This is a genomic window from Limnoraphis robusta BA-68 BA1, from assembly GCF_034932365.1.
Lineage (GTDB): Bacteria > Cyanobacteriota > Cyanobacteriia > Cyanobacteriales > Microcoleaceae > Capilliphycus > Capilliphycus robustus.
The window spans coordinates 17,172-37,023 of the sequence record NZ_JAYGHR010000067.1 but is presented as its reverse complement, the minus strand read 5'-3'; the positions used below and the strand labels follow the sequence as shown (position 1 = coordinate 37,023).

Annotated in this window: 20 protein-coding genes; 12 read left to right on the top strand and 8 right to left on the bottom strand. The window is 43.1% G+C overall.

What is annotated here, in order from left to right:
• Positions 1–93 precede the first annotated feature (93 nt).
• Entirely contained in the window at positions 94–441 is a 348-nt protein-coding gene (locus tag VB836_RS17995; RefSeq protein WP_323221231.1) for a XisI protein, read from the top strand.
• 18 nt (positions 442–459) lie between these two features.
• On the opposite strand, the gene VB836_RS17990 is transcribed toward VB836_RS17995, so the two are convergent.
• Positions 460–864, bottom strand: a complete 405-nt coding sequence (locus VB836_RS17990; RefSeq protein WP_323221229.1) for a hypothetical protein — start codon at positions 862–864, stop codon at positions 460–462.
• Positions 865–963: 99 nt separating this feature from the next.
• A complete protein-coding gene (locus VB836_RS17985) occupies positions 964–1,920 on the bottom strand; it encodes an SAM hydrolase/SAM-dependent halogenase family protein (protein ID WP_323221227.1) in 957 nt (318 codons plus the stop codon).
• 35 nt (positions 1,921–1,955) lie between these two features.
• On the opposite strand from VB836_RS17985, the gene VB836_RS17980 reads away from it, so the two are divergent.
• Positions 1,956–2,795, top strand: coding sequence for a DUF3598 family protein (locus VB836_RS17980; protein WP_323221225.1), 840 nt, complete (start codon positions 1,956–1,958; stop codon positions 2,793–2,795).
• A gap of 396 nt (positions 2,796–3,191) precedes the next feature.
• Here VB836_RS17980 and VB836_RS17975 read toward each other — a convergent pair whose 3' ends face one another.
• Both VB836_RS17975 and aat read right to left on the bottom strand, forming a co-directional pair.
• Positions 3,192–6,218 (bottom strand): sensor domain-containing diguanylate cyclase, encoded by a 3,027-nt coding sequence (locus VB836_RS17975; RefSeq protein WP_053221573.1) that lies wholly within the window; start codon positions 6,216–6,218, stop codon positions 3,192–3,194.
• Between the two features lie 228 nt (positions 6,219–6,446).
• A complete protein-coding gene (gene aat, locus VB836_RS17970; protein ID WP_046282317.1) occupies positions 6,447–7,037 on the bottom strand; it encodes a leucyl/phenylalanyl-tRNA--protein transferase in 591 nt (196 codons plus the stop codon).
• 55 nt (positions 7,038–7,092) lie between these two features.
• Between aat and VB836_RS17965 the strand changes: the two genes are divergently transcribed.
• Positions 7,093–7,512, top strand: coding sequence for a hypothetical protein (locus VB836_RS17965; protein ID WP_323221222.1), 420 nt, complete (start codon positions 7,093–7,095; stop codon positions 7,510–7,512).
• A gap of 83 nt (positions 7,513–7,595) precedes the next feature.
• Entirely contained in the window at positions 7,596–7,925 is a 330-nt protein-coding gene (locus VB836_RS17960) for a hypothetical protein (protein ID WP_046277032.1), read from the top strand.
• A 212-nt stretch (positions 7,926–8,137) separates the two neighbouring features.
• Here the strand turns inward: VB836_RS17960 and rpsN are convergent, their stop codons facing one another.
• From rpsN to rseP, 3 genes are read right to left on the bottom strand one after another with little or no spacing between them, the layout of a single operon-like run.
• Complete coding sequence (gene rpsN / locus VB836_RS17955; RefSeq protein ID WP_323221219.1) at positions 8,138–8,440, bottom strand: 30S ribosomal protein S14; 303 nt, start codon at positions 8,438–8,440, stop codon at positions 8,138–8,140.
• A 50-nt stretch (positions 8,441–8,490) separates the two neighbouring features.
• Positions 8,491–9,144 (bottom strand): endonuclease III, encoded by a 654-nt coding sequence (gene nth / locus VB836_RS17950; protein WP_323221217.1) that lies wholly within the window; start codon positions 9,142–9,144, stop codon positions 8,491–8,493.
• Positions 9,145–9,163: 19 nt separating this feature from the next.
• A complete protein-coding gene (gene rseP / locus VB836_RS17945; protein ID WP_323221215.1) occupies positions 9,164–10,258 on the bottom strand; it encodes an RIP metalloprotease RseP in 1,095 nt (364 codons plus the stop codon).
• A gap of 265 nt (positions 10,259–10,523) precedes the next feature.
• Between rseP and gcvT the strand changes: the two genes are divergently transcribed.
• The 7 genes from gcvT to psbM all read left to right on the top strand — a co-directional run bounded on the left by gcvT (position 10,524) and on the right by psbM (position 17,180).
• Positions 10,524–11,693, top strand: a complete 1,170-nt coding sequence (gene gcvT / locus VB836_RS17940; RefSeq protein ID WP_323221213.1) for a glycine cleavage system aminomethyltransferase GcvT — start codon at positions 10,524–10,526, stop codon at positions 11,691–11,693.
• Positions 11,694–12,090: 397 nt separating this feature from the next.
• On the top strand, positions 12,091–12,855 hold the full coding sequence (locus VB836_RS17935; protein WP_323221211.1) for a cistern family PEP-CTERM protein: 765 nt from the start codon (positions 12,091–12,093) through the stop codon (positions 12,853–12,855).
• Between the two features lie 460 nt (positions 12,856–13,315).
• Complete coding sequence (gene crtA / locus VB836_RS17930; protein ID WP_323221209.1) at positions 13,316–14,173, top strand: cyanoexosortase A; 858 nt, start codon at positions 13,316–13,318, stop codon at positions 14,171–14,173.
• A gap of 6 nt (positions 14,174–14,179) precedes the next feature.
• Complete coding sequence (locus tag VB836_RS17925) at positions 14,180–14,830, top strand: cyanoexosortase A system-associated protein (protein ID WP_323221207.1); 651 nt, start codon at positions 14,180–14,182, stop codon at positions 14,828–14,830.
• A 33-nt stretch (positions 14,831–14,863) separates the two neighbouring features.
• A complete protein-coding gene (gene hpsJ-A, locus VB836_RS17920; RefSeq protein WP_323221205.1) occupies positions 14,864–15,607 on the top strand; it encodes an HpsJ-like protein, cyanoexosortase A-associated in 744 nt (247 codons plus the stop codon).
• 468 nt (positions 15,608–16,075) lie between these two features.
• Positions 16,076–16,981, top strand: a complete 906-nt coding sequence (gene rimK, locus VB836_RS17915; protein WP_046277024.1) for a 30S ribosomal protein S6--L-glutamate ligase — start codon at positions 16,076–16,078, stop codon at positions 16,979–16,981.
• Between the two features lie 91 nt (positions 16,982–17,072).
• On the top strand, positions 17,073–17,180 hold the full coding sequence (gene psbM, locus VB836_RS17910) for a photosystem II reaction center protein PsbM (protein WP_072075628.1): 108 nt from the start codon (positions 17,073–17,075) through the stop codon (positions 17,178–17,180).
• 100 nt (positions 17,181–17,280) lie between these two features.
• Here psbM and VB836_RS17905 read toward each other — a convergent pair whose 3' ends face one another.
• Entirely contained in the window at positions 17,281–18,138 is an 858-nt protein-coding gene (locus VB836_RS17905; RefSeq protein WP_046277023.1) for a universal stress protein, read from the bottom strand.
• Positions 18,139–18,602: 464 nt separating this feature from the next.
• Here VB836_RS17905 and VB836_RS17900 point away from each other — a divergent pair, with 464 nt between their 5' ends.
• Positions 18,603–19,820: an RNA-guided endonuclease InsQ/TnpB family protein gene (locus VB836_RS17900; RefSeq protein ID WP_323221202.1), complete on the top strand. Its 1,218-nt coding sequence runs from the start codon at positions 18,603–18,605 to the stop codon at positions 19,818–19,820.
• Positions 19,821–19,852 lie beyond the last annotated feature (32 nt).

Genomic DNA, 19,852 nt, shown 5'->3' with positions numbered 1-19,852 from the left:
ATTGTACCGATATTACGCTTGTTGTTGCGCTAACCGCGCCTAATTTGCTTCGTCTGAACTCTATATAATCCGATAAACTGAGGAGATTTTACAATGGATAAGCTAGAACATTATCGCTCTTGCATTCAAACTTTGCTACAATCTCATAGCGATTTCCCCTCAGAAGACGTAGAAAGCCAACTCCTTTTTGATACGGTACGAGATCATTATCAACTCATGCGAGTGGGTTGGAAAGGGCTAAAACGAGTTTATTACATTGTTCTGCATTTTGATATTAAAGAGGATAAAATTTGGCTTCAGCAAAACGCCACTGATATCGATGTCGGAGAAGAATTAGTTTCTCTGGGAGTTCCTAAACAAGATATTGTTCTGGGTTTGCATCCGCCCTACAAACGGCCTTATACTGGATATGGTGTTACTGAATCTGTTCGGGTAAATTAATCAAGTTCAACCCGATCTTTAACAGGGTTCTTCAGCAGGATTGCACATGGTATTGGGGTCTTCACCAGACGAAAACGGAGCAGTATCCCAATAAATATAAATGGATTCTTCAGACATTCGGAAAATCTGTCCTCTATCTTCTAAGCCACTTTGTCGATAAACCTCCTCACCGGATTTATCTTTAAAATTTCCCGGTTCATCCCCAACAGGACTCAATTCATATCGAGTTCCATTTTGGCGTTCAATTGAGATATTACCTTGACGTTGAGAAAAGGTACAAACCTCCGAAGCCGAGGCTTTATCTTCTCCTTTTGGATAAAAATCACAGCGAACTTTGACGGTATCAGCCTTTGCTGAAAAGCCAAGATTCATTAAGATAAAATATAAAGCAAATGCAGCCAATTTAACGGTTGTTCTTCTCATTATTCACACCTCTCTACTGTCCTGAAATTTTCCAAGCTAGAACTATCTACATCAATAATAAGATAAATCCTCATTTTTGCTGCTAGCTCTTAACAAGATTTAGGAATCCGTCAGCAACACATGAACCCGTGATCCCCATTCTAGCTGTAAAATCAATTGAGCATTGGCTTGATTGGCGGCAATTTCTACCCAACCATGAGAACCCACCAACGCCACGAAATTTCCCGGTTTCACATCTTCATAAGTGCGTCCACCCGGAATAATTCGCGACACCTGAGAGAGAGATTCAATCTCTGAAGCGGTTTTCTTCGCAATTTTATCCTTATTATTTTTGCCTTTTTTCTTCTTCTTCTCCTTATTTTTATCTAAATTTTCCTGAATCAATTCTTCTGTGTTTTCTTCCTTCAACCCTCCAATGGCGACAAACCAAGTTTTTCCCTCAATAAAATGACCGGGAATATTTGTAATTAAATTCCCAAAATGATCAATATGTTGAATACAGCCTTCAATTCCTTCCTCTGTAAAGCTCGATTCTGATAAAATCAAATCCGTCAGTGTCGCCGGATCAATCGGATGTCCCAGTTCTCTTAGAGGCACCCCACTCGCTAAATAAGCACCTGCCGCCGCAAAAATATCCCGCCCGTGAAACGTGGTACTGGGGATAGGAGTCCGCCAATAATCAGGATTCGTCAATTCCACGACAGTAAACTCATCAGGCGTCTGACATTGGGCTAACATCGCCCCCATCGCCCCTCCTAAAACCCCATTATCCGGCCCGACAAGGTATCCTGTAGGCAGTTGTACAGCGATCGCCCTGCGTTGAGTCCCGACTCCTGGATCAACCACAGCAATATGAACCGTTTTTGGGGGAAAATAGGGAACAGCATTCATTAGACAAAATCGACCTGCCGCAATATTCTGAGGGGGAATATCATGAGTTAAGTCAATTACTCGTAATTCAGGATTGATTTGAGCGATGACACCCTTGATTACGCCGACATAGACATCACTCAAGCCAAAGTCAGTCAGCAGGGTGACGATTCCAGATAGAAACATGGGGAAACCGTTTTGAGATTGAATGAGGTTTAGTTATGCGATCGCAATGGGAAAATTTTCTCGTAAATTTGGGCGAATGGCACGGTTCGTTTACACAATTTTCCAATCAAGGGGAAATCATCAAGGATACGCCCAGTATTTTGCAGTTAGAGGGGTTGAACGACAACAAAACCGTTCGTCTAACGTTGCGTCGTTTTCCGCCGAGTCCTGATGGTATCATAAAACCCCCCGTTGATGAATTAGTTCGAGAATTTCAATCTTTGGGGCGAGAGATCCTGTTTTTTGAGACTGGGGCGTTTTCTCAAGGCACAATTCAGTTGGCGCCGTTTACCAAGTCGGGGGCGGAGTTTGGGTTTATGGCGGAAAATCGCCGTTTGCGGTTAGTTGAATTGTTTGATCCCGACGGAAACTTAGAACAACTGACGTTAATTCGAGAAAAACGCGCCAATACAGACGCCGTTGAACGTCCTCCTCTGACGGTTGAAGCGTTACTGGGAACTTGGAACGGAGAAGCAATTACACTTTATCCCGATTTACGTTCTCCTGATACGTTTTCCACTCAAATGCAGCTTCAATTAGATAATACCGGAAAACTTGCTCAAAGTTTAACGTTTGCCGATCAAACGATTTCTTCAACGGCGACAATAGACGGATCAATTCTACATTTTGATCAAGGTTCCCAACCTGTGAAAGTTTATCTGTTACCCGATGGCGCTTCGGCAACGGTTCCCCAACAGGTTCAACTGCGTCAAGCGTTCTTTTTTGAGGCGGGATGGCTCATTCATCCAAACGAACGTCAGCGTTTAATTCGTCGTTACAATGACAAGGGAGAATGGCAAAGTTTAACGTTAGTCATTGAACGCAAAAACAATTAAATAAAAATTGGCAATTTTAACTATACTGTCCGGTGGGTGACGCCAAAAAGTTGGTTATATTAATCATTAAGTTATCGGTTCTCACCCACCCTACTATACTGTCCGGTGGGTGACGCCTAATTTCACCCCTGTAGGCTGGGTGACGCCAAAAAGTTGCTAATTTCAGTAGGGTGGGTGATGCCTAATTTCACCCCTGTAGGCTGGGTGACGCCAAAAAGTTGCTAATTTCAGTAGGGTGGGTGATGCCTAATTTCACCCCTGTAGGGTGGGTGACGCCAAAAAGTTGCTAATTTCAGTAATTAAGTTATCGGTTGTCACCCACCCTACTATACTGTCCGGTGGGTGACGCCAAAAAGTTGCTAATTTCAGTAATTAAGTTATCGGTTGTCACCCACCCTACTCAACCTCAGCTATTACAACCTGATCTCGTCCTTGTTTTTTTGCTTGATAAAGAGCGTTATCTGCAACTTGGATGACTGCATCCCCGCTTATTCCATGTTGCGGAAAACAAGCCACTCCAAAAGATGCTGTAATTGTTCCCAGGCTTTGACGTTTGTTTTCAATATTAATTTGCTTGATGAATTGGCGAATTTCTTCCGCCCGTTTATAGGTAATTTCTAGAGAAGCTTCCGGTAAAATCAGCGTCATTTCTTCGCCGCCATAACGACAAGCAATATCAGAACTTCGCAAATGACTTTTTAACAGTTTCCCCACTTCTTTGAGTACCGCATCTCCGCCATCATGCCCAAAAGTATCATTAAAGCGTTTAAAATGATCAATATCAATCATGATCACACCGATACTGTGTTGATGGCGACGAGCGCGATTAATTTCTTGCTCTAAAGATTCTTCTAGGTAGCGACGATTGTATAATCCAGTTAGGGGATCACGAATACTTTGATTTTGTAGTTTCTCCCGCAGTTGCAAGTTCGTGATCGCCAGCGCCATTTGTTCGGCGACGGTACGGGCGAGTTGTCGTTTATTTTCATCTAAATGATTGCGAGAATCAGAATAGAGGTACAGTAATCCTAGTGTTTCTCCTTGTGCCATCATCGGTAAACAGAGGGTGGCTTTTGGTGGTAAAATGCGATCGCTATGATCACAAAATAAGTCAATCTCATCCCCATCAACCCAATGTTCTCGTCCTCGTCGCAGACACCAACAATCTTTCGGATGAAATATCGTTTCTCCGATGGGAAGGTTTCCCCAAGTGGCGACAGCTTCTAGAAAATCACGGGATGCTTTAGTGATAAAAATCCCTCCAGAACAACCCGGAAATAGGGGTTTAATCAGGGTTCTAAAGGCTTTGTAGGCTTCTTCTAAAGTCAGACAAGCTTGTAGAAAATCGTTCATCTGACTGAGTAGCAACATTTCTAGATTGCGTTGTTGAAGTTGATTCAGGCGAGATTCTAATTCATCATTGAGTTGTTGAAGTTGCAGTTCTGATTGTTTTGTTTGGGTAATATTGCGAAACGTGACTGCAAACCCATCTTCTAATTTAACCGCAATATTCATAAACCAACATTTGATCCCTTCGTGTTCATAGTAAAATTCATTTTCTTGAGGTTCTCCGGTTTCTACGACTTGAATATAGCGCTCAAAAAGTCCTTCTTCTTTGTTTACCGGTAATTCTTCGAGCATCCGTTTTCCTAATAATTCTGTTTCGCTTCGTCCTATGATTTCACAAGCCGAGGGATTAATTAATAGCCATTCAAAATCAATAATTTTTCCGGTTTCATCTCGAACTGATTTAAATGCCATAATTCCATCTAGAGAACTATTGAGAACCCCAGCTAGCAACATTTGTGAGGTTTTGAGTTGCTCTCTAATTTTCACCGTTTCGGTGATGTCTCGGTTCACCCCAATGGCGGCGATAATCTTACCCTGTTCGTCTTCGAGAGGAACTACAGTCGTTTCACAAATCCGTTGAGTTTTATCTTTCCGAATGACTGTAATTTCTCCAGACCAACGACAGTTTTTGATCATTGAGCGAATGATTTTAGCGGTCAGGGTTTTGGCTTCTTCAGGTGTGTATAAAAATTCAGCACTTTTCCCTAAAACTTCGGCTTTACTATAGCCAAACATTCTTTCAGAAGCCGGATTCCAATCAATAATAATTCCTTCTAAATTCGTGATAATAATGCCATCGGAAATATTGGCAAACGTTAATGCTTGTCGTTTAAGTGCTTCTTCAATTTGCTTGCGTTCTGTGATATCATAGACAACCGCATAAATCAGTTTACTTTCCAGCACAGCCGTAGAATTCCACACCAACCAGCGATAACTTCCATCTTGGCAACGATAGCGATTTTCAAAGGAGATTACATTTATACCTTGGCTCAGTTTTTCAGCTTCTTTTAAGGTCTTTTCTCGGTCTTCTGGATGAACAAACTCTATAAAAGGTGTGGCTAAAAGTTCAGCTTGAGTATAACCTAACGTTCTTTCCCAAGCGGGATTAATCCGGGTAAAATAACCGTTAAAGTCGGCAATACAGAGTAAATTTATGGACTGAAAAAAGAAGTGATTTCGTTCTTCTTCAGCTTGCTTTCGTTCGGTGATATCGGTTTGAATACCGATATAATGCGTCACTTTTTGCCGCTCATTAATCACCGGAGAAATTGTCAACTCGTTCCAGAATAAGCTGCCATCTTTGCGATAATTTCTCAGGGTGACGTAGCAACTTTTTCCGGCAATAATTGCTTGTCGGAGTTCTTCTAAGCTGGGTTGATTTCTATCTGTTCCCTGGAGAAACCGACTGTTTTTTCCGATGACTTCTTCGCGGTTGTAGCCTGTAATCCTTTCAAAACCGGGGTTAACGTAGATAATCGGATTATCGGCATTCGTCGCATCGGTGATCACAATTCCGTTACTACTGGCGGCTACACCCCGTTCCAGCAGTTGTAACCAATGTTGGCTTTGTTGAGATTGTGTAATATCATGGGCTACCCAAAGAACACTTTGGGATTGAACTTTCGGGGAAACACAGGCGGAAAACCAAAAGGTTCGCTCTTCTACTAACAAGCTATACTCAAACTCGAGGGTTTGTTGGGTTGTGAAAACTTGTCGAATCAACTCTAGCCACTGTTCGGACTGTTCAGAGTCATAAAATTGTTGAATTGTTTGATTGATAATTGCAGCTTTGAGACCCGATTTTTCATCAAGACGAGTGGGGATAACAGTAATATTTTTGCCTTTGGCTTCGATAATCAGAATAATCTCTGAAATCGATTCAAATACAGCCAGGGTCTCTTGGTCGCGTGCTTCTAGTCTACGATACCATAACTGCTGGCCCGTCATATCCTGTAGAGAAGTTTCAGAAGTTTCAGAGGTCTGTTGAGAAGTTCCGATCTGCTGCGGTGGTCGGTTGCCGCCTATGTTAGAATTGGGATCAGAGTTGATCTCCTTTTTCAGATGAGTTTTCATAGGGGTTAATTTGGATTAAAATTAGTTCAATACAACTTTTCCTCACCAGGTTTAGAACAATTTTTAACAGTATTGTATTTTTTTGAGGCTAGTAGATGTGAGCGCTTTTCTATTGATCCTTGAAAATTAGACATTTTTTGGAGTTCCCCGCGAGCTTGATGAACCGTTTATTGATTGTATTTTTTATTTCTATTATAATCGAAATTGCCTATTTTTGTCAATGTTTTTTTATTTTGTAAATTCTTTTAAAGAACAGTTACGAACCCAAGCTTTATTGAGTAAATTTTTGTATTCTCTATGACTAATAATATAAGCTCCAAACCGATCCAAATGAGGATTATTCATCTGAGCATCAAACAACACAAAATTACGTTCTCGTAAGCGTTCAACCAGCTTCACCATTGCTACTTTTGACCCTTCGGGAATGCGATAAAACATCGACTCTCCAATAAAAGCCCCGCCAATGACCAGCCCTAAAATTCCGCCAGCGAGTTGATCACCTTGCCAAGTTTCAAAACTATAAGCATACCCCGCCCGATATAAAGCGTAATAAATCGATTTGAGTTCAGAAGAAATCCAAGTCGTTTCTCGGTTCGCACATCCTTCAACAACAGCATTAAAATCACGATTAACCGCAACACTAAATCGATTTTGATTAATCACTCTTTGTAGCGATCGCGGATAGCGAAAACGTTCATCAAGAGGAATCAATGCTCTTTGACGAGAAGTATACCATCCCAAATTCTGATCATCCTCATCTGCCATGAGAAAGTAGCCTTGAGCATAACCCTGAATAATTGCCGCGACATCGTATTGCATAATGCGATGATTTTGATATATTAAATGAGTAGTCTATGTCGATCTAAAGTAGCCGATGCTAGCCTTTGATGCCTGTCCCTCCCTGGAAAACACCCTTGAAAGATTGATCAATAAAACCGAAAAGAATTGGGGCTATTTACAAATTTACAAGAGAACGGATTTTTATGCCATTAATATTTTAGGTAAAACCGAGAATATTCTCAAGTTCAAAAGTAGTGAATCCACCCACTCTTACCGTCTATTTTGGTACAAACGCCCCGAACCTTCGGTATTTGTCCAGTCGAAAACAACAAAGACTTACAACCGTTTGACTCGCACCTATGATAAGTCAAAAAGTTATCAAGTGTGTTTCAAACAAGAAGCCAACGCGATTGAGTCTTCGATTAACCAACGATTTGCCGATCTCGTCAAAAAGAAAATCTTGCTATCCTACGAGTCGGGTAACGCACCAGCGATCGCCATTGTACGGCAGTAAAGCGGTTCTGACGGCGAGCGAAATTGAAACGATATAATTTGATTAAATTAGTCCTAAACTGAGTCTACCGCTCTTCTAGACCCATGTCTGAATCTATCAAACCGATTACACTTCCCCCAGCTCAAAATCCCCAGCAAGAAGGGGAATGGCTGCAAAAAGCCTTACACGCTTGGCTCGATCAAGAATTCATTCCCGAAGCGATTAATCAAACCATAGCCCAAAGAGCCGCTCAAATCTTTGTCCGTCAACGGATGGAAGGAGAAAACGATCTCGGTTGTTTAGTGATTGCCATTGTAACGGAAATGCAATCGTTTGACTTTTCTCAAAGCTTTTATGGAGAGTTTGCGATCGCCAACGCCGTTAGTGATTTACTCTTAGATAGTCTGGGATATGAGCGCTGCTGTGGTCGATAAAAATCCCATCTTTTCAGTGAACAGTTATCAGTGACCAGTGACCAGTTAGAAGTTCAGGAGTTCAGAATTTTATATTTCCATTGCATGATTGCCTCTTGCATGACTGGATGATTGCCTCTGACCTGTCCCTTGTCCTCTACTCCCTACTTGGGACTGAAAGAGTTGCGGAGACGAGGACAATTCCCCAATCCCCTGTTCCCATTAACTTCAGCCTACCAACTGGATTTAACCACACCCGGTAACAGCCCTTTGTGTGCCATTTCCCGTAGTTGGTTGCGGCAGAGTCCAAAATCGCGATAGTATCCTCTCGGACGTCCAGTAGCCCAGCAACGATTCCTCACCCGTGTTGGTGAACTGTTACGGGGGAGTTGCTGAATTTTGCGGTGAATTTCCATTTTTTTGGCTTGATTCTCCGCCTGTTCAAACTCCTCTTTGAGAGCTTCCCGTTTTTCGGCGTACTTTTCAACAATTCTCTTGCGCTTGATGTCGCGCATGATCATACTTTTCTTAGCCATTAGAGCTGTTTTTCCTCAGTCAATTAACATTCGTTTGGATTTCATCAGACTCACTTTAATTGAGCTGATGGACACAGATCAGACAATTTACAATCATAGCACGTTGGATTTCGAGCCGTACAGACCGCCCGACCGTGGTAAATCAAGCGAATTGACCAATTTTCCCAGTCGGGCTGCGGCAGCAACAACATCAAATCTCGCTCAATACGAACCGGATCAGTCTGTTCAGTCAGTCCCAAGCGTTGGCTCAGACGCTTAACATGAGTATCAACCGTCACCCCCATATTAATCCCAAAAGCATTCGCCAGCACCACATTAGCGGTTTTCCGAGCCACTCCCGGCAGTTCGAGCAACTCTTCCATACGTTTCGGCAGTTTCCCGCCAAACTTCTCCTCAATCATCGAACAAGCGGCTTTAATATTTTTAGCCTTGTTGCGATAAAAGCCCGTTGAACGCACTAACGCTTGCAATTCCTCCAAATCCGCCGTCGCCAATGACAACGCATCAGGAAAGCGTTTAAACAAAGCTGGAGTCACCTTATTCACCCGCTCATCCGTACATTGGGCCGATAAAATCGTTGCCACCAAAAGCTGCACAGGAGTCTGGTAGTTGAGCGTACAAGCCGCATCGGGATAAAGCCGTTTCAGCCGCACCAAAATCTCTAAGGCTCGTTGCTTCGTGCTTAATCGCTTGCGAATGGTCATTTCAGTTACCTCAAAGGGTTCACTGTTGCAGAAGCGATCGCACCCAACCCAAGTTCGCCGTATCGCGTACAATCAGGAAAATTCCCAACCCCAACAGTAACATTAAGCCTGTTTGCATCACACTTTCTTGCAGGCGAGTGGGGAGCGGTTTACCACGAATCGCTTCAATCAATAAAAACGCCAATTGACCCCCATCGAGCGCCGGAAGCGGCAAAATATTGATAAACGCCAGGTTAATGCTAATCAATGCAGCAAACTGGAACAAATCCCCCGCATCCGAACGAGCAATATCCGCACCAATGGCGACAATTCCCACTGGGCCAGAAAGCTGATTCGCCGTCTGACGGAAATTGCTAATCAGTTGACCAAAACCGGAAACCGTTAAGTTAATAATCCGTTGGAACTCGTTCGCCCCCTCGCTAAAGGCTTGAACCAAGTTATCCGCCCGACGACGCACCACCTCTCGGTTATGAGTCAGTTGTACGCCAATTCGCCCTTTACCATCGCTTCCCAATTCAGGAATGACTTGCACGGGGATAATCTCTTCACCCCGTTGGACTTCTAGATCTAACGGTTGGTTGGGGCGAGATTGAATCTCGCTGATCAAATCCTGAATGGCTTCCTGGGAGGGTTCAAATCTTTTACCCTCCATTGAGATAATCACATCATTCGGCTTAATTCCCGCTTTGGCGGCTGCGGAACTTACATCGGTTGCCACTTCTGGCACCTTGACTCCTGGATTGTAGTTAAATTCAGGGATGCCAATTATTCCCACTTGAGCAACCAAGAGAAAATAAGCAAAGATCAGATTAGCAATTACTCCCGCACTGATCACAATAGCGCGATCTAAAATCGGGCGGTTGCTTAACAGATTGGGATCATCTCGAGGAATCGTACTTTCAGGATCTTCGTCGGGAAATCCGACAAACCCACCTAACGGAATTCCTCGTAAGGCATATTCTGTCTCTGAGCCTTGATATTTGAGCAAGATCGGGCCAAAACCGATAGAGAAACGGTTAACGTGAATATTTTGCAGTCGTGCCGCCAGAAAGTGACCGAGTTCATGGACGAAAATCAAGACTGCAAGAACTGCGATCGGTGCCAAAACGGACATGAATATACTTCGCTGAAACAATAAGTGTATTAATTTTATTTATTGTGACACACTTTATCCAGTGACCCTTCGGGTGAGCAGTCCCTCTTCGACGGAAACCGCCAAGATCTCGCTGTTCACAAGTTGCAGTTGTAGGGGTAATTCATGAATTACTACCAGTTTTTTCCCTCTTGCTTCTCTTGCCTGTTCCCTGTTCCCTGTTCCCTCTCTGACAATTTACCGATAGAATCGAGAAAACCGAGCAGAATAATGGGAAAGACGACCTGTGGCTAAGTCAACTGAAGTCCAAAACACAGAACCCGAACATCCAGAACCCAAGCAACCTCTTTCTCGCACACCTTTGTACGATGTCGCTGTGGAACTGAAGGCTCGCATGGTTCCGTTTGCGGGATGGGAAATGCCTGTACAATTCTCAGGGATTAACAAAGAACATGAGGCGGTACGTTCACAAGCGGGAATGTTTGATATTTCCCACATGGGCAAGTTTATTTTGATCGGAGAGAACTTAATTGAGACGCTGCAACCTTTGGTTCCTTCTGATCTGAGTCGCTTACAACCCCATCAAGCCCAATATACGGTTTTATTGAGTGAGCAAGGCGGTATTCTGGACGATATTATTTTTTATTATCAGGGTGAGGATGCAGATACAGGCTGTCAACGGGGTGTGATGATCGTGAATGCGGCAACTTGTTCTCGCGATAAAGCTTGGATATCCGCACAGTTAGAACCAACCGATATTACCTTAGAAGATTTAACAAAATATCAAGCTTTAATTGCTGTTCAAGGGCCTGAAGCTGTATCAAAGTTACAGCCTTTGGTGAGTGAAGATTTGCAGTCTATCGCTCTTTTCGGACATCTGAACGCGACAATTTTCGGACATCCGGCTTTTATTGCCAGAACCGGATACACCGGAGAAGATGGCTTTGAAATTATGGTTGATCCCTCAGTGGCGGTACAATTGTGGCGGAGTTTGTTAGAAGCTGGAGTGACGCCTTGTGGTTTGGGAGCGCGAGATACGTTACGCTTAGAAGCGGCGATGGCATTGTACGGTCAGGATCTCGATATCTCTACAACTCCTTTAGAAGCCGGATTAAATTGGTTAATTGACTGGGATAGCAAGGAAGATTTTATTGGTCGGTCTGTTCTCGAACGTCAAAAAGCCGAAGGCGTATCTCGACGACTGGTGGGCTTGGAAATGCAAGGACGCCATATCGCCCGTCATGGTTATCCCGTGAAGGTCAGGGGAGAAATTGTTGGGGAAATTACCAGTGGCACTTTATCACCCACCCTCGGAAAAGCCATCGCTTTAGCCTATGTTCCCAAAGATTTTGCCCGAATTGGTCAGTCTCTTGATGTGGAAATTCGCGGGAAAACCTATTCAGCCTCAGTCGTCAAGCGTCCTTTTTATCGTTCGACCTCTCGTCCCCAAAAATAAAAGGCTCAAGTTTCGAGAGTTCAACTTTTCCTCGGCTTCCCTGTGGCTTTCATCCAGTTAAAACCATTCGGAAATCCTGACTTGAGGGGGTAAAAAAGCGGATTCTATTCAGCGTCAAAAGGGAAAACTGACTGATCACCTTTACAGAACCCTAGTGATTGTAAAGATAGTGCCTTTGCCGTGTAAAAGTTTGATGAAATCCTGCTAGGAAATCTTGCGCTAAAACCAATGACTCGTATAGGATGTCAGCAAAGTGATAGATTGATATATCAAAAAAACTTAGCTGTTCAAAAAGCAAGTCACAAAATATCACTAAAGTCTTTGCAATCACTTGGGTTTTTCTTGCCTAAGTGTTTGTTTCATATAGAGCCATTCTTTCGGGCAACCAACCTTCACGATGAAAACACCTTTTCTGATTTCTGGCATTTTTGCCGCCGCAGCAACTACTGTTTTTGCCGCCACGACTCCTGCTTTTGCTTTTAACGTTGCTCCAAATGGAAGTTCCGTGGGTGTTAATAGTGGTGATATTGGCGACTTTTTTGAAGTCAACTTTGATGGTAATGTGGAGGAAAATGATGTTGAGGGACTCTCGGGACAAGCTTTATTTAGATTAGATAACTGGGGTCTAGAAACGATTGGCGGAAACCAATATACCATTGCTTCATTCTTTGTTAATTTGACCAACACCTCCACCAACCCTATCTCTTCGAGAATTTCTCGTTTAGGGTTTGACACCGACCCGAATATCGATGAAGGTGCTTCTAGCGTCAACGGAACGTTTAATGTGATTAGTGATGAGAAAAAAACTTCCTTTCCCAATGGAGTGGGTGCCATTGAAGTCTGTCTAATTCCCGGCACAGGTAGCTGTGAGGGCGGGCCTGGTGGAGTCGATACTGGAGAAACAGGCACTTTTAACCTCAAACTTGCTTTTGCCAACACCTCATTAACCAGCTTGAACCTCAGCAACTTCCACCTGCGTTATCAGAGTATTACTGGAACTACTTTCGGCACCAGTGGCACTGGAGATGGTAAGGTGATAGCCAGTTCAACAGATGCTCCCGAACCTCTTACCATTTTAGGAACAGCAATAGCACTCGGCTTTGGGGGAGTATTCCACAAAGAACAACAAAAACAGAAGCTAAAACAGCAAGTCAAAGCTTAATTGTAATTGGGAATTAGCCCCAAGATATTGATCAGAATGCCTCTTTAAATATCAAGAGAGTTGGGGCATCGACTCTTGAATTAGACGGTGTAAGACAGGTATTCGCTTCAACTGTTGTTTGAGTTCAGAATCCCCGTCATTTTAATGCGGGGAGTATGTCAAAAAACTATTAACTTCAGGCTGATCAAACTTAAAAAAGTTGATGGATAGAGTCTGAAATGAGACAATATCTGGCAAGAGGCAGGGGATTTACAGAGAGGATGAAAAGCCTGGTTTCGTAAGAGTTACCGGGTTTTTGGGAGGGTTTTTGGGGTGTATCTCACCCGATCACACACTGCTATATAACCCGAGTTCAATCTTTTTAAAAAAGTAGAATATTTTAACTCCCCACATTAGCTTAAAATTAAGTTGGGGAGTTTATTATGAACTCAGAACGGTTGCAATGCTCAGGTTGAAAGCCATGAACGCACTTGAAGAGCTATCCCTCAAATCTCTAACTGAATCTCGGTTCTGGCTGTTAGGAATTGCAGCCGGACTAATGACAATTCACCTGACGCTGACTCTACATCATGGAAGTCCAGATTTACAGGCGATTAGTTTTTTATTTTGGTTTGTGGTATCATCGTTAGTCTGGCAAAAACGCGATCGCCTCAATTTAGAAAGCGGGATTTTCCCCAGTTTACTGGGTTTGATGATCATTGCGGCAGTGTTACTCAAAAGTGCAACTCTGCCAACTTCTAACTTTTTAGGGGTATCCCCCTTTATTTCCGGTATTGGTTTAACCCTAATTGCTTCGGGTTTTCGAGGGTTTAAACTTTATTGGCGGGAATTGTTAATTTTGTTTTTTCTGGGTGTCCCAAAAGTTCTGATCTGGCCTATTATCGATATATCGGGATTAACAGCTCGCTTCGCCACGTTTATTCTCTGGTATTCTGGATTTGAAGCCTCTCGTCGTGGCTTTGAGGTGATCATGCCCGGAGGCGGAGTCAATGTGAATATGGGATGTTCAGGCTTTGCGGGAATGTTCTATCTATTGGGGTTTGCGGTGTTGTTTCTGATTCTGTTTCCTCTCAAGAAACTTCACAAGAAAATTTTGGTTTTGGCTGCTTCTGTTGCGATCGCTTTTGTGGTAAATGGGTTTAGAGTAGCAATTATGGCACTTTTTGCCAATGCTCAAGATGAGGAAGGTTTGCAATACTGGCACGTGGGAGACGGTTCACTGATTTTTATGATGATTTCTGTAGGACTGTTTGGCTTGCTTTGCTGGTTCCTACTCCGTCAAGAGGAACCTTCATCGGATGAAGTATTAGAACAGTAAAATCCTATGAAGTTTTGGCAACCCTTGCGTACTTCGTTACTGATTCTCACCTTTGGAACTGTTCTTTTAGTCTTCGGAAAATCAGTCGTTTCCCCGGCATCCAAAGAGTTAACAGAGACACCGTTTGTCTTCCCATCTGAAGTGCCTTTACCGGGATGGCAACCTGTTAAGAGTAAAGTGGTAGAGGACACAATACCCAGAAATTTATATGAATATACCTCGGCAAATCTTCTATTAGAGATAGAGATGCAATATGTGGATCATCCTCACGTTAATGAAAAACTATTCCGTCAGTATGATCCGCGTTTATCTAGTCCTGAGAAACTCGAAAGTGTTCTAAAACAGCAAGATAAAACAGGTTTTTATAGCCTAGAAATTGCAGAGAATCGAGCCTATCTCCGCTCTTGTATTAACCCAAACAGCCCCAGTGCAATTCTTTATGAACAGTTCATCCAAAACCGCTATACTTATGATTTGAAGGTCAGTCGTTTGCTACCGATTTTACTGGGTCAAGAACCACTCAGAGATCATCGTTGTTTGTGGACTCATCTCTCTGTACCTCTGGATGATCTCCCCACTGAACAAGCTTATTCAATTTTAGAAAAAGCCTGGTTATCTTGGTATCAATGGTGGCAGCCGCAATTTCCCAAAATTTAATCCCAAAAACAACTATTTTTAGTAATCTAACCCATGACTCAATCTAATAGTAATCCGCTCACCGAAAAAGTAGATGCCCTGTGGAAATTTAGCTCTAGTTTACTACAAACAATCCCGCCTTTGCGCTGGGTTGGCTACACCTTGTTATTCCTAACCTTCGTTGATTTAGTTATTTTACTGATTCCGCCTCAATTGACAAATCCCGTGTGGGAGTTTCAAACAATGGGAGCGATTGTTGAACGAGTTGCGGTTCCTTTAATTGCCTTTGTTTTAATCTTTTATGGAGAACAAAATCTCCGTCCGAAATGGGAAAGACCCCTTTTAAGCCTTTTATCACTATTGACGTTGTTGTTTGGTATTTTCCTGCTAATCTTAGTTCCTTTAGGCATTATTAATACGCTGCGAATTGATAAACAGAGTAATACTCAAATTGATACTCAAGTTGAACAACGGATGACTCAAATTCAGCAAGTTCAGCAACAACTGGAACAAGCAAACACTGAAGAACTGATGGAAAACCTGTTAAGTCGTCTCGATACTCAAGGTCGAACTCCAGAAATACAATCGGCACAAGAGTTAGAAGAAATTAAAAATCAACTTTCTGACTTTGTTACTCGGACAGAAAGCAGCACCAAAACCCAAGCAGAAGAGACACGCAGAAACCGTAGAATCTTATTGTTTAAGAACTCGCTTAAATGGAATTTAGGTGCTTTAGTCTCCGGTGTGTTGTTTATTGCCATTTGGAAAGCTACAGGTTGGACTCGAAAACGGGCCTAAAACCTGAATTAATCTGATTGACATTTGAACAGTCTTTCCCTCTGTCAAAGCGTTGACAGGGGATTGGCTATTTCTGGTTTTGGGGAGTATGTCAACGAACAGGATACAATACAGGGATGAAGAAAGAACCCCCAGCTAACTCAACAGTTGGTCAGTGGTTTGTCATTTAGGATGTGGGACTTCGGCACCTCCCCCAAATCCCCGCCACTCATTAAATTAGCTTTTGAGAAAAGAAAATGTCACAAAGTTCTTAACCCACTGACCAACGGTTACACAGGGCTACCGTCGTTTTACAAGGGGTTGTCCCATTCTTGCGGCGATCTCAACTGTTTTCCTGGCGATCGCATTCCCCACGCTGATAATCTGTAATTTACCGTTGCTAGACAGAGTTTTCCGACTATTGCGACTTCTGTCACCCTAAGCTGTCTAACGCGATCTCAACTTAAAGAATGTCAGAGACATAAAATTATGAAAATTGCAATTTTATCACAAGACTCTAACCTCTACTCTACAAAACGACTCAAAGAAGCCGGAGAACAACGAGGCCATGAAATGTATGTCATTGACTATCTGCGTTGCTATATGAATATAACCTCCCATAAACCGATGGTCATTTATGGGGGAAAGCCGTTAGAAGGATTTGATGCGGTGATTCCTCGCATTGGGGCTTCACAAACTTTTTACGGTACTGCCGTTGTCCGACAGTTTGAAATGATGGATGTGTTCACGGCTAATGAGTCTCAAGGGATTTCTCGCGCCCGTGACAAGTTACGCTGTTTACAACTGTTGGCTAGGGAAGGAATTGGTTTACCTGTGTCCGGTTTTGCTCATTCAACCAAAGATATTGACGGTTTGATTAATACCGTTGGCGGTGCGCCTTTGGTGGTGAAGCTTTTGGAAGGAACTCAAGGGATTGGGGTGGTTTTAGCGGAAACCTATCAAGCTGCAAAGTCGGTGATTGAAGCCTTTCGGGGTTTAAATGCCAATATTTTGGTGCAGGAGTTTATTGAAGAAGCTAAGGGTTCAGACTTACGGTGTTTTGTGATCAATGAACGAGTGGTTGCTTCGATGAAACGACAGGCGGTAGAAGGAGAATTTCGTTCTAACCTGCATCGGGGTGGAACAGCAGAAAAGGTTAAATTAACCCCAGAAGAACGTTCAACAGCAGTCAGGGCGGCGAAAGCGATGGGACTGAAAGTGGCAGGTGTGGATTTACTCCGTTCTAATCATGGCCCGGTGGTGATGGAGGTGAATTCTTCGCCGGGACTAGAGGGGATTGAAAAGGCGACAGGAATTGATGTTCCTGCCAAGATTATTGAATTTTTGGAGAAGAATGCTGCTAAGGGAAACTCACGCGATCGCATCCAAGGTTAAGTACATTAAGAGTTTATGATCAGCCAATAGAAGCCAATCAATGTTATGCTAATATCTGTCGATTTGATTGTTGACATAGAGGCTGGGTATCATGGAAACTAATGATCTTGGGTTTGTAGCAACTGTATTGTTTGTGCTTGTTCCTTCTGTTTTTCTATTGATTCTGTTCATTCAAACTCGGGGTGAGACTGAAGGTTAATCATTTTCACGATTATTGCTTCATCAACCGCGATCGCGAATCTCTAAAAAGCGCTGCGAAGTTATCAGCTTCACTGCGCTTTTTTCAATGTAACAAATCTTTATGGAGCCGCAGTCCGTGCCAATAATACGGGACATTCGGCATGAACCCGAACGTAATCCGACTGTGATCCTCCGAGTAAACGATCTAAGTCAACCAAGCTTTTCGCCACAGTTGGACGGCGATCAGGAGATCCTAAAATCAATAAGTCCGCCCCGACGTCACTGGCGATGCGACAAATTTCTGGCCCTGGTTTACCGATCGCACTAACGCAGCGATAACTCACACCCATTCTCTTAACAGGTTCAAGGGCGGCGGCAATCACCGGATCAGCTTCAGCCTTATTGGAGAAATCTTCGCTCGATTTGCCCGTAATATCTTTGTTCACATGAGCTAAAATCAGTTGTCCACCGTGAATATCTTTGACCAAAGACAACGCCAGGTCTAAGTATTCCTTCGAGGAGTCTGAAGCATCCAAAGCCACCATGATATGCTTGAGCTTCTTGACGTAAATCCCATCTTTAACCAGCAACATCGGCCGGGATGTCAATTGAAAAACGTATTGACTGACGGAATTTTCCAAAATCGCCCGCAAGCCTTGTAACCCTCGTGATCCGATAATAATCAAGTCAGAATTTTCTTCATCGGCAACTTGACAGACAATATCTTTGGGATCTCCCTGCTTCAAACGCGGGTTAACTTTACTCGGATCAACTTTGATCGACTGAACCGCTTGGGCTAAAATTTTTCCCCCCGCTTCTAATTTTTCAGACATCGCCTCTGCTGAGGCTTGGGAGGGAACAACGTGTAAAACAGTTACAGATGCTTGCTGAATGGATGGAATATCCATCAACATATTCAGCATCTCTTCACAGAGTCCACGTCCGGCAACCGTTACTAGAATTTTGTTGATATTCATCGCTTTTTCCTACGGTGTCGCTCAAGTGCTTTGATTGAATGGGATTTGAGTACCCGTCATCAAGTACACTGATAACTGCTAACTTTGATAGACGTTGCCTAGAACGTCCGTTTGTTGACTGATAACAAGTCTATACTTCAGCATAAGCCTGATAACTGACTGAGAATTTGTAGAAATGTAGCGTTTTGGAACAATTTGTAACGTGTCTTTCACTCAACACCCTCAACCCCTTTTATCTTCTGTCACTTTCTCCGATGGTTGGTTGATCCTCTCGGTGCGGGTCTTTCCCCATCATACCGACTATCTTAACGGGGGGACTGGGGGGCTATAGCACTGCCTCCATAATCTTTGATTTGGGGGTAGGTACATGGACACCCCAGGTAAAAAGCGAGGCATTCGACCTGTCCGCTTTTTACAATCTCCGTATCAATTGTTAAACTTAATGACATAGAGTCAAAACAGCCATGTTGGTATTTGAGGCAAAATTACGAGGAACAAACGAGCAGTACGTCATCTTGGATGAGATGATTAGAACTGCTCTTTTTGTGCGTAATAGTTGCCTGAGGCACTGGATGGATAACAAAAGGGTCAACAGGTATGATTTGAACAAGTATTGCAAAATACTCAGAGAACAATTTGAATGGTGCAAAAAACTTTCAGCGCAAGCCTGTCAAGCCAGCGCAGAAAGGGCATGGAGTGCCATTGCCAGGTTCTTTGATAATTGCAAAAAAAAGGTTCCGGGTAAGAAAGGCTTCCCTAAGTTTAAGAAGCATCAAACTCATGGCTCAGTCGAGTACAAAGTTGATGGATGGGTGTTATCGGATGACCGATTAACCATTACATTTAGGGATGGTTTCAAAGCTGGAACTTTTAGAATGTGGGGAACTCGCGATTTGCATTTTTATCAAAAAAAGCAGATTAAACGAGTGAGTGTTGTGCGTCGAGCCGATGGATATTATGTTCAGTTTTCCATCGACCAAGAGCGAAATGAACAACATAAACCCACAAATCGGATGGTAGGCATAGATGTTGGTTTAAACTATTTCTACACTGACTCTGATGGTAAAAAAGTAGAAAACCCTCGGTTCTTGAGGAAAGCCGAGAAGTCTTTAAAACGCGCACAAAAACGTGTTTCTCGTAGAACCAAAGGGTCAAGAAATCGCTTCAAAGCCATTAAGAAATTAGGTAAAACGCATCTCAAGATATCAAGGCGGCGTAAAGACTTTGCGGTTAAGACTGCTTGGGCGCTTATCCTGTCGGCAGACTTGGTAGCCATTGAAGACCTAAAAGTGCGGAATATGATTAAGAACCATCATCTAGCTAAATCAATATCTGATGCTAGTTGGACGTTGTTTAGGCAGTGGTTGGAGTATTTCGGAAAAGTTTTTGACGTGCCAGTGATTGCTGTTGCACCTCATTACACATCTCAAAACTGTTCCAATTGCGGACAAGAAGTCAAGAAATCCTTGTCCACGCGCACACATAAATGTCCGCAATGCGGTTATTTAGATGACCGGGATACGAACGCCGCCATTAATATTTTGATGAAAGCATTGCAAGGGTTAGCACAACTACCGAGGGGCACTCGGAAAGTAACGCCTGGGGATGAGATGATCCACTACTTAGAGGGAGAAATCCCGAAAAGCAAGGTTGCTCGTAGAGCCAGGAAACCCCATCAGTGATGATGGGAATCCACCTCCATAATCTTTTGATT

Excerpts from the sequence above, each read along its gene's own strand:
- VB836_RS17995 (WP_323221231.1), top strand. The coding sequence starts at position 94 with ATGGATAAGCTAGAACATTATCGCTCTTGCATTCAAACTTTGCTACAA.
- VB836_RS17990 (WP_323221229.1), bottom strand. The coding sequence starts at position 864 with ATGAGAAGAACAACCGTTAAATTGGCTGCATTTGCTTTATATTTTATC.
- VB836_RS17985 (WP_323221227.1), bottom strand. The coding sequence starts at position 1,920 with ATGTTTCTATCTGGAATCGTCACCCTGCTGACTGACTTTGGCTTGAGT.
- VB836_RS17980 (WP_323221225.1), top strand. The coding sequence starts at position 1,956 with ATGCGATCGCAATGGGAAAATTTTCTCGTAAATTTGGGCGAATGGCAC.
- VB836_RS17975 (WP_053221573.1), bottom strand. The coding sequence starts at position 6,218 with ATGAAAACTCATCTGAAAAAGGAGATCAACTCTGATCCCAATTCTAAC.
- aat (WP_046282317.1), bottom strand. The coding sequence starts at position 7,037 with ATGCAATACGATGTCGCGGCAATTATTCAGGGTTATGCTCAAGGCTAC.
- VB836_RS17965 (WP_323221222.1), top strand. The coding sequence starts at position 7,093 with ATGCTAGCCTTTGATGCCTGTCCCTCCCTGGAAAACACCCTTGAAAGA.
- VB836_RS17960 (WP_046277032.1), top strand. The coding sequence starts at position 7,596 with ATGTCTGAATCTATCAAACCGATTACACTTCCCCCAGCTCAAAATCCC.
- rpsN (WP_323221219.1), bottom strand. The coding sequence starts at position 8,440 with ATGGCTAAGAAAAGTATGATCATGCGCGACATCAAGCGCAAGAGAATT.
- nth (WP_323221217.1), bottom strand. The coding sequence starts at position 9,144 with ATGACCATTCGCAAGCGATTAAGCACGAAGCAACGAGCCTTAGAGATT.
- rseP (WP_323221215.1), bottom strand. The coding sequence starts at position 10,258 with ATGTCCGTTTTGGCACCGATCGCAGTTCTTGCAGTCTTGATTTTCGTC.
- VB836_RS17935 (WP_323221211.1), top strand. The coding sequence starts at position 12,091 with ATGAAAACACCTTTTCTGATTTCTGGCATTTTTGCCGCCGCAGCAACT.
- crtA (WP_323221209.1), top strand. The coding sequence starts at position 13,316 with ATGAACGCACTTGAAGAGCTATCCCTCAAATCTCTAACTGAATCTCGG.
- VB836_RS17925 (WP_323221207.1), top strand. The coding sequence starts at position 14,180 with ATGAAGTTTTGGCAACCCTTGCGTACTTCGTTACTGATTCTCACCTTT.
- hpsJ-A (WP_323221205.1), top strand. The coding sequence starts at position 14,864 with ATGACTCAATCTAATAGTAATCCGCTCACCGAAAAAGTAGATGCCCTG.
- rimK (WP_046277024.1), top strand. The coding sequence starts at position 16,076 with ATGAAAATTGCAATTTTATCACAAGACTCTAACCTCTACTCTACAAAA.
- psbM (WP_072075628.1), top strand. The coding sequence starts at position 17,073 with ATGGAAACTAATGATCTTGGGTTTGTAGCAACTGTATTGTTTGTGCTT.
- VB836_RS17905 (WP_046277023.1), bottom strand. The coding sequence starts at position 18,138 with ATGAATATCAACAAAATTCTAGTAACGGTTGCCGGACGTGGACTCTGT.
- VB836_RS17900 (WP_323221202.1), top strand. The coding sequence starts at position 18,603 with ATGTTGGTATTTGAGGCAAAATTACGAGGAACAAACGAGCAGTACGTC.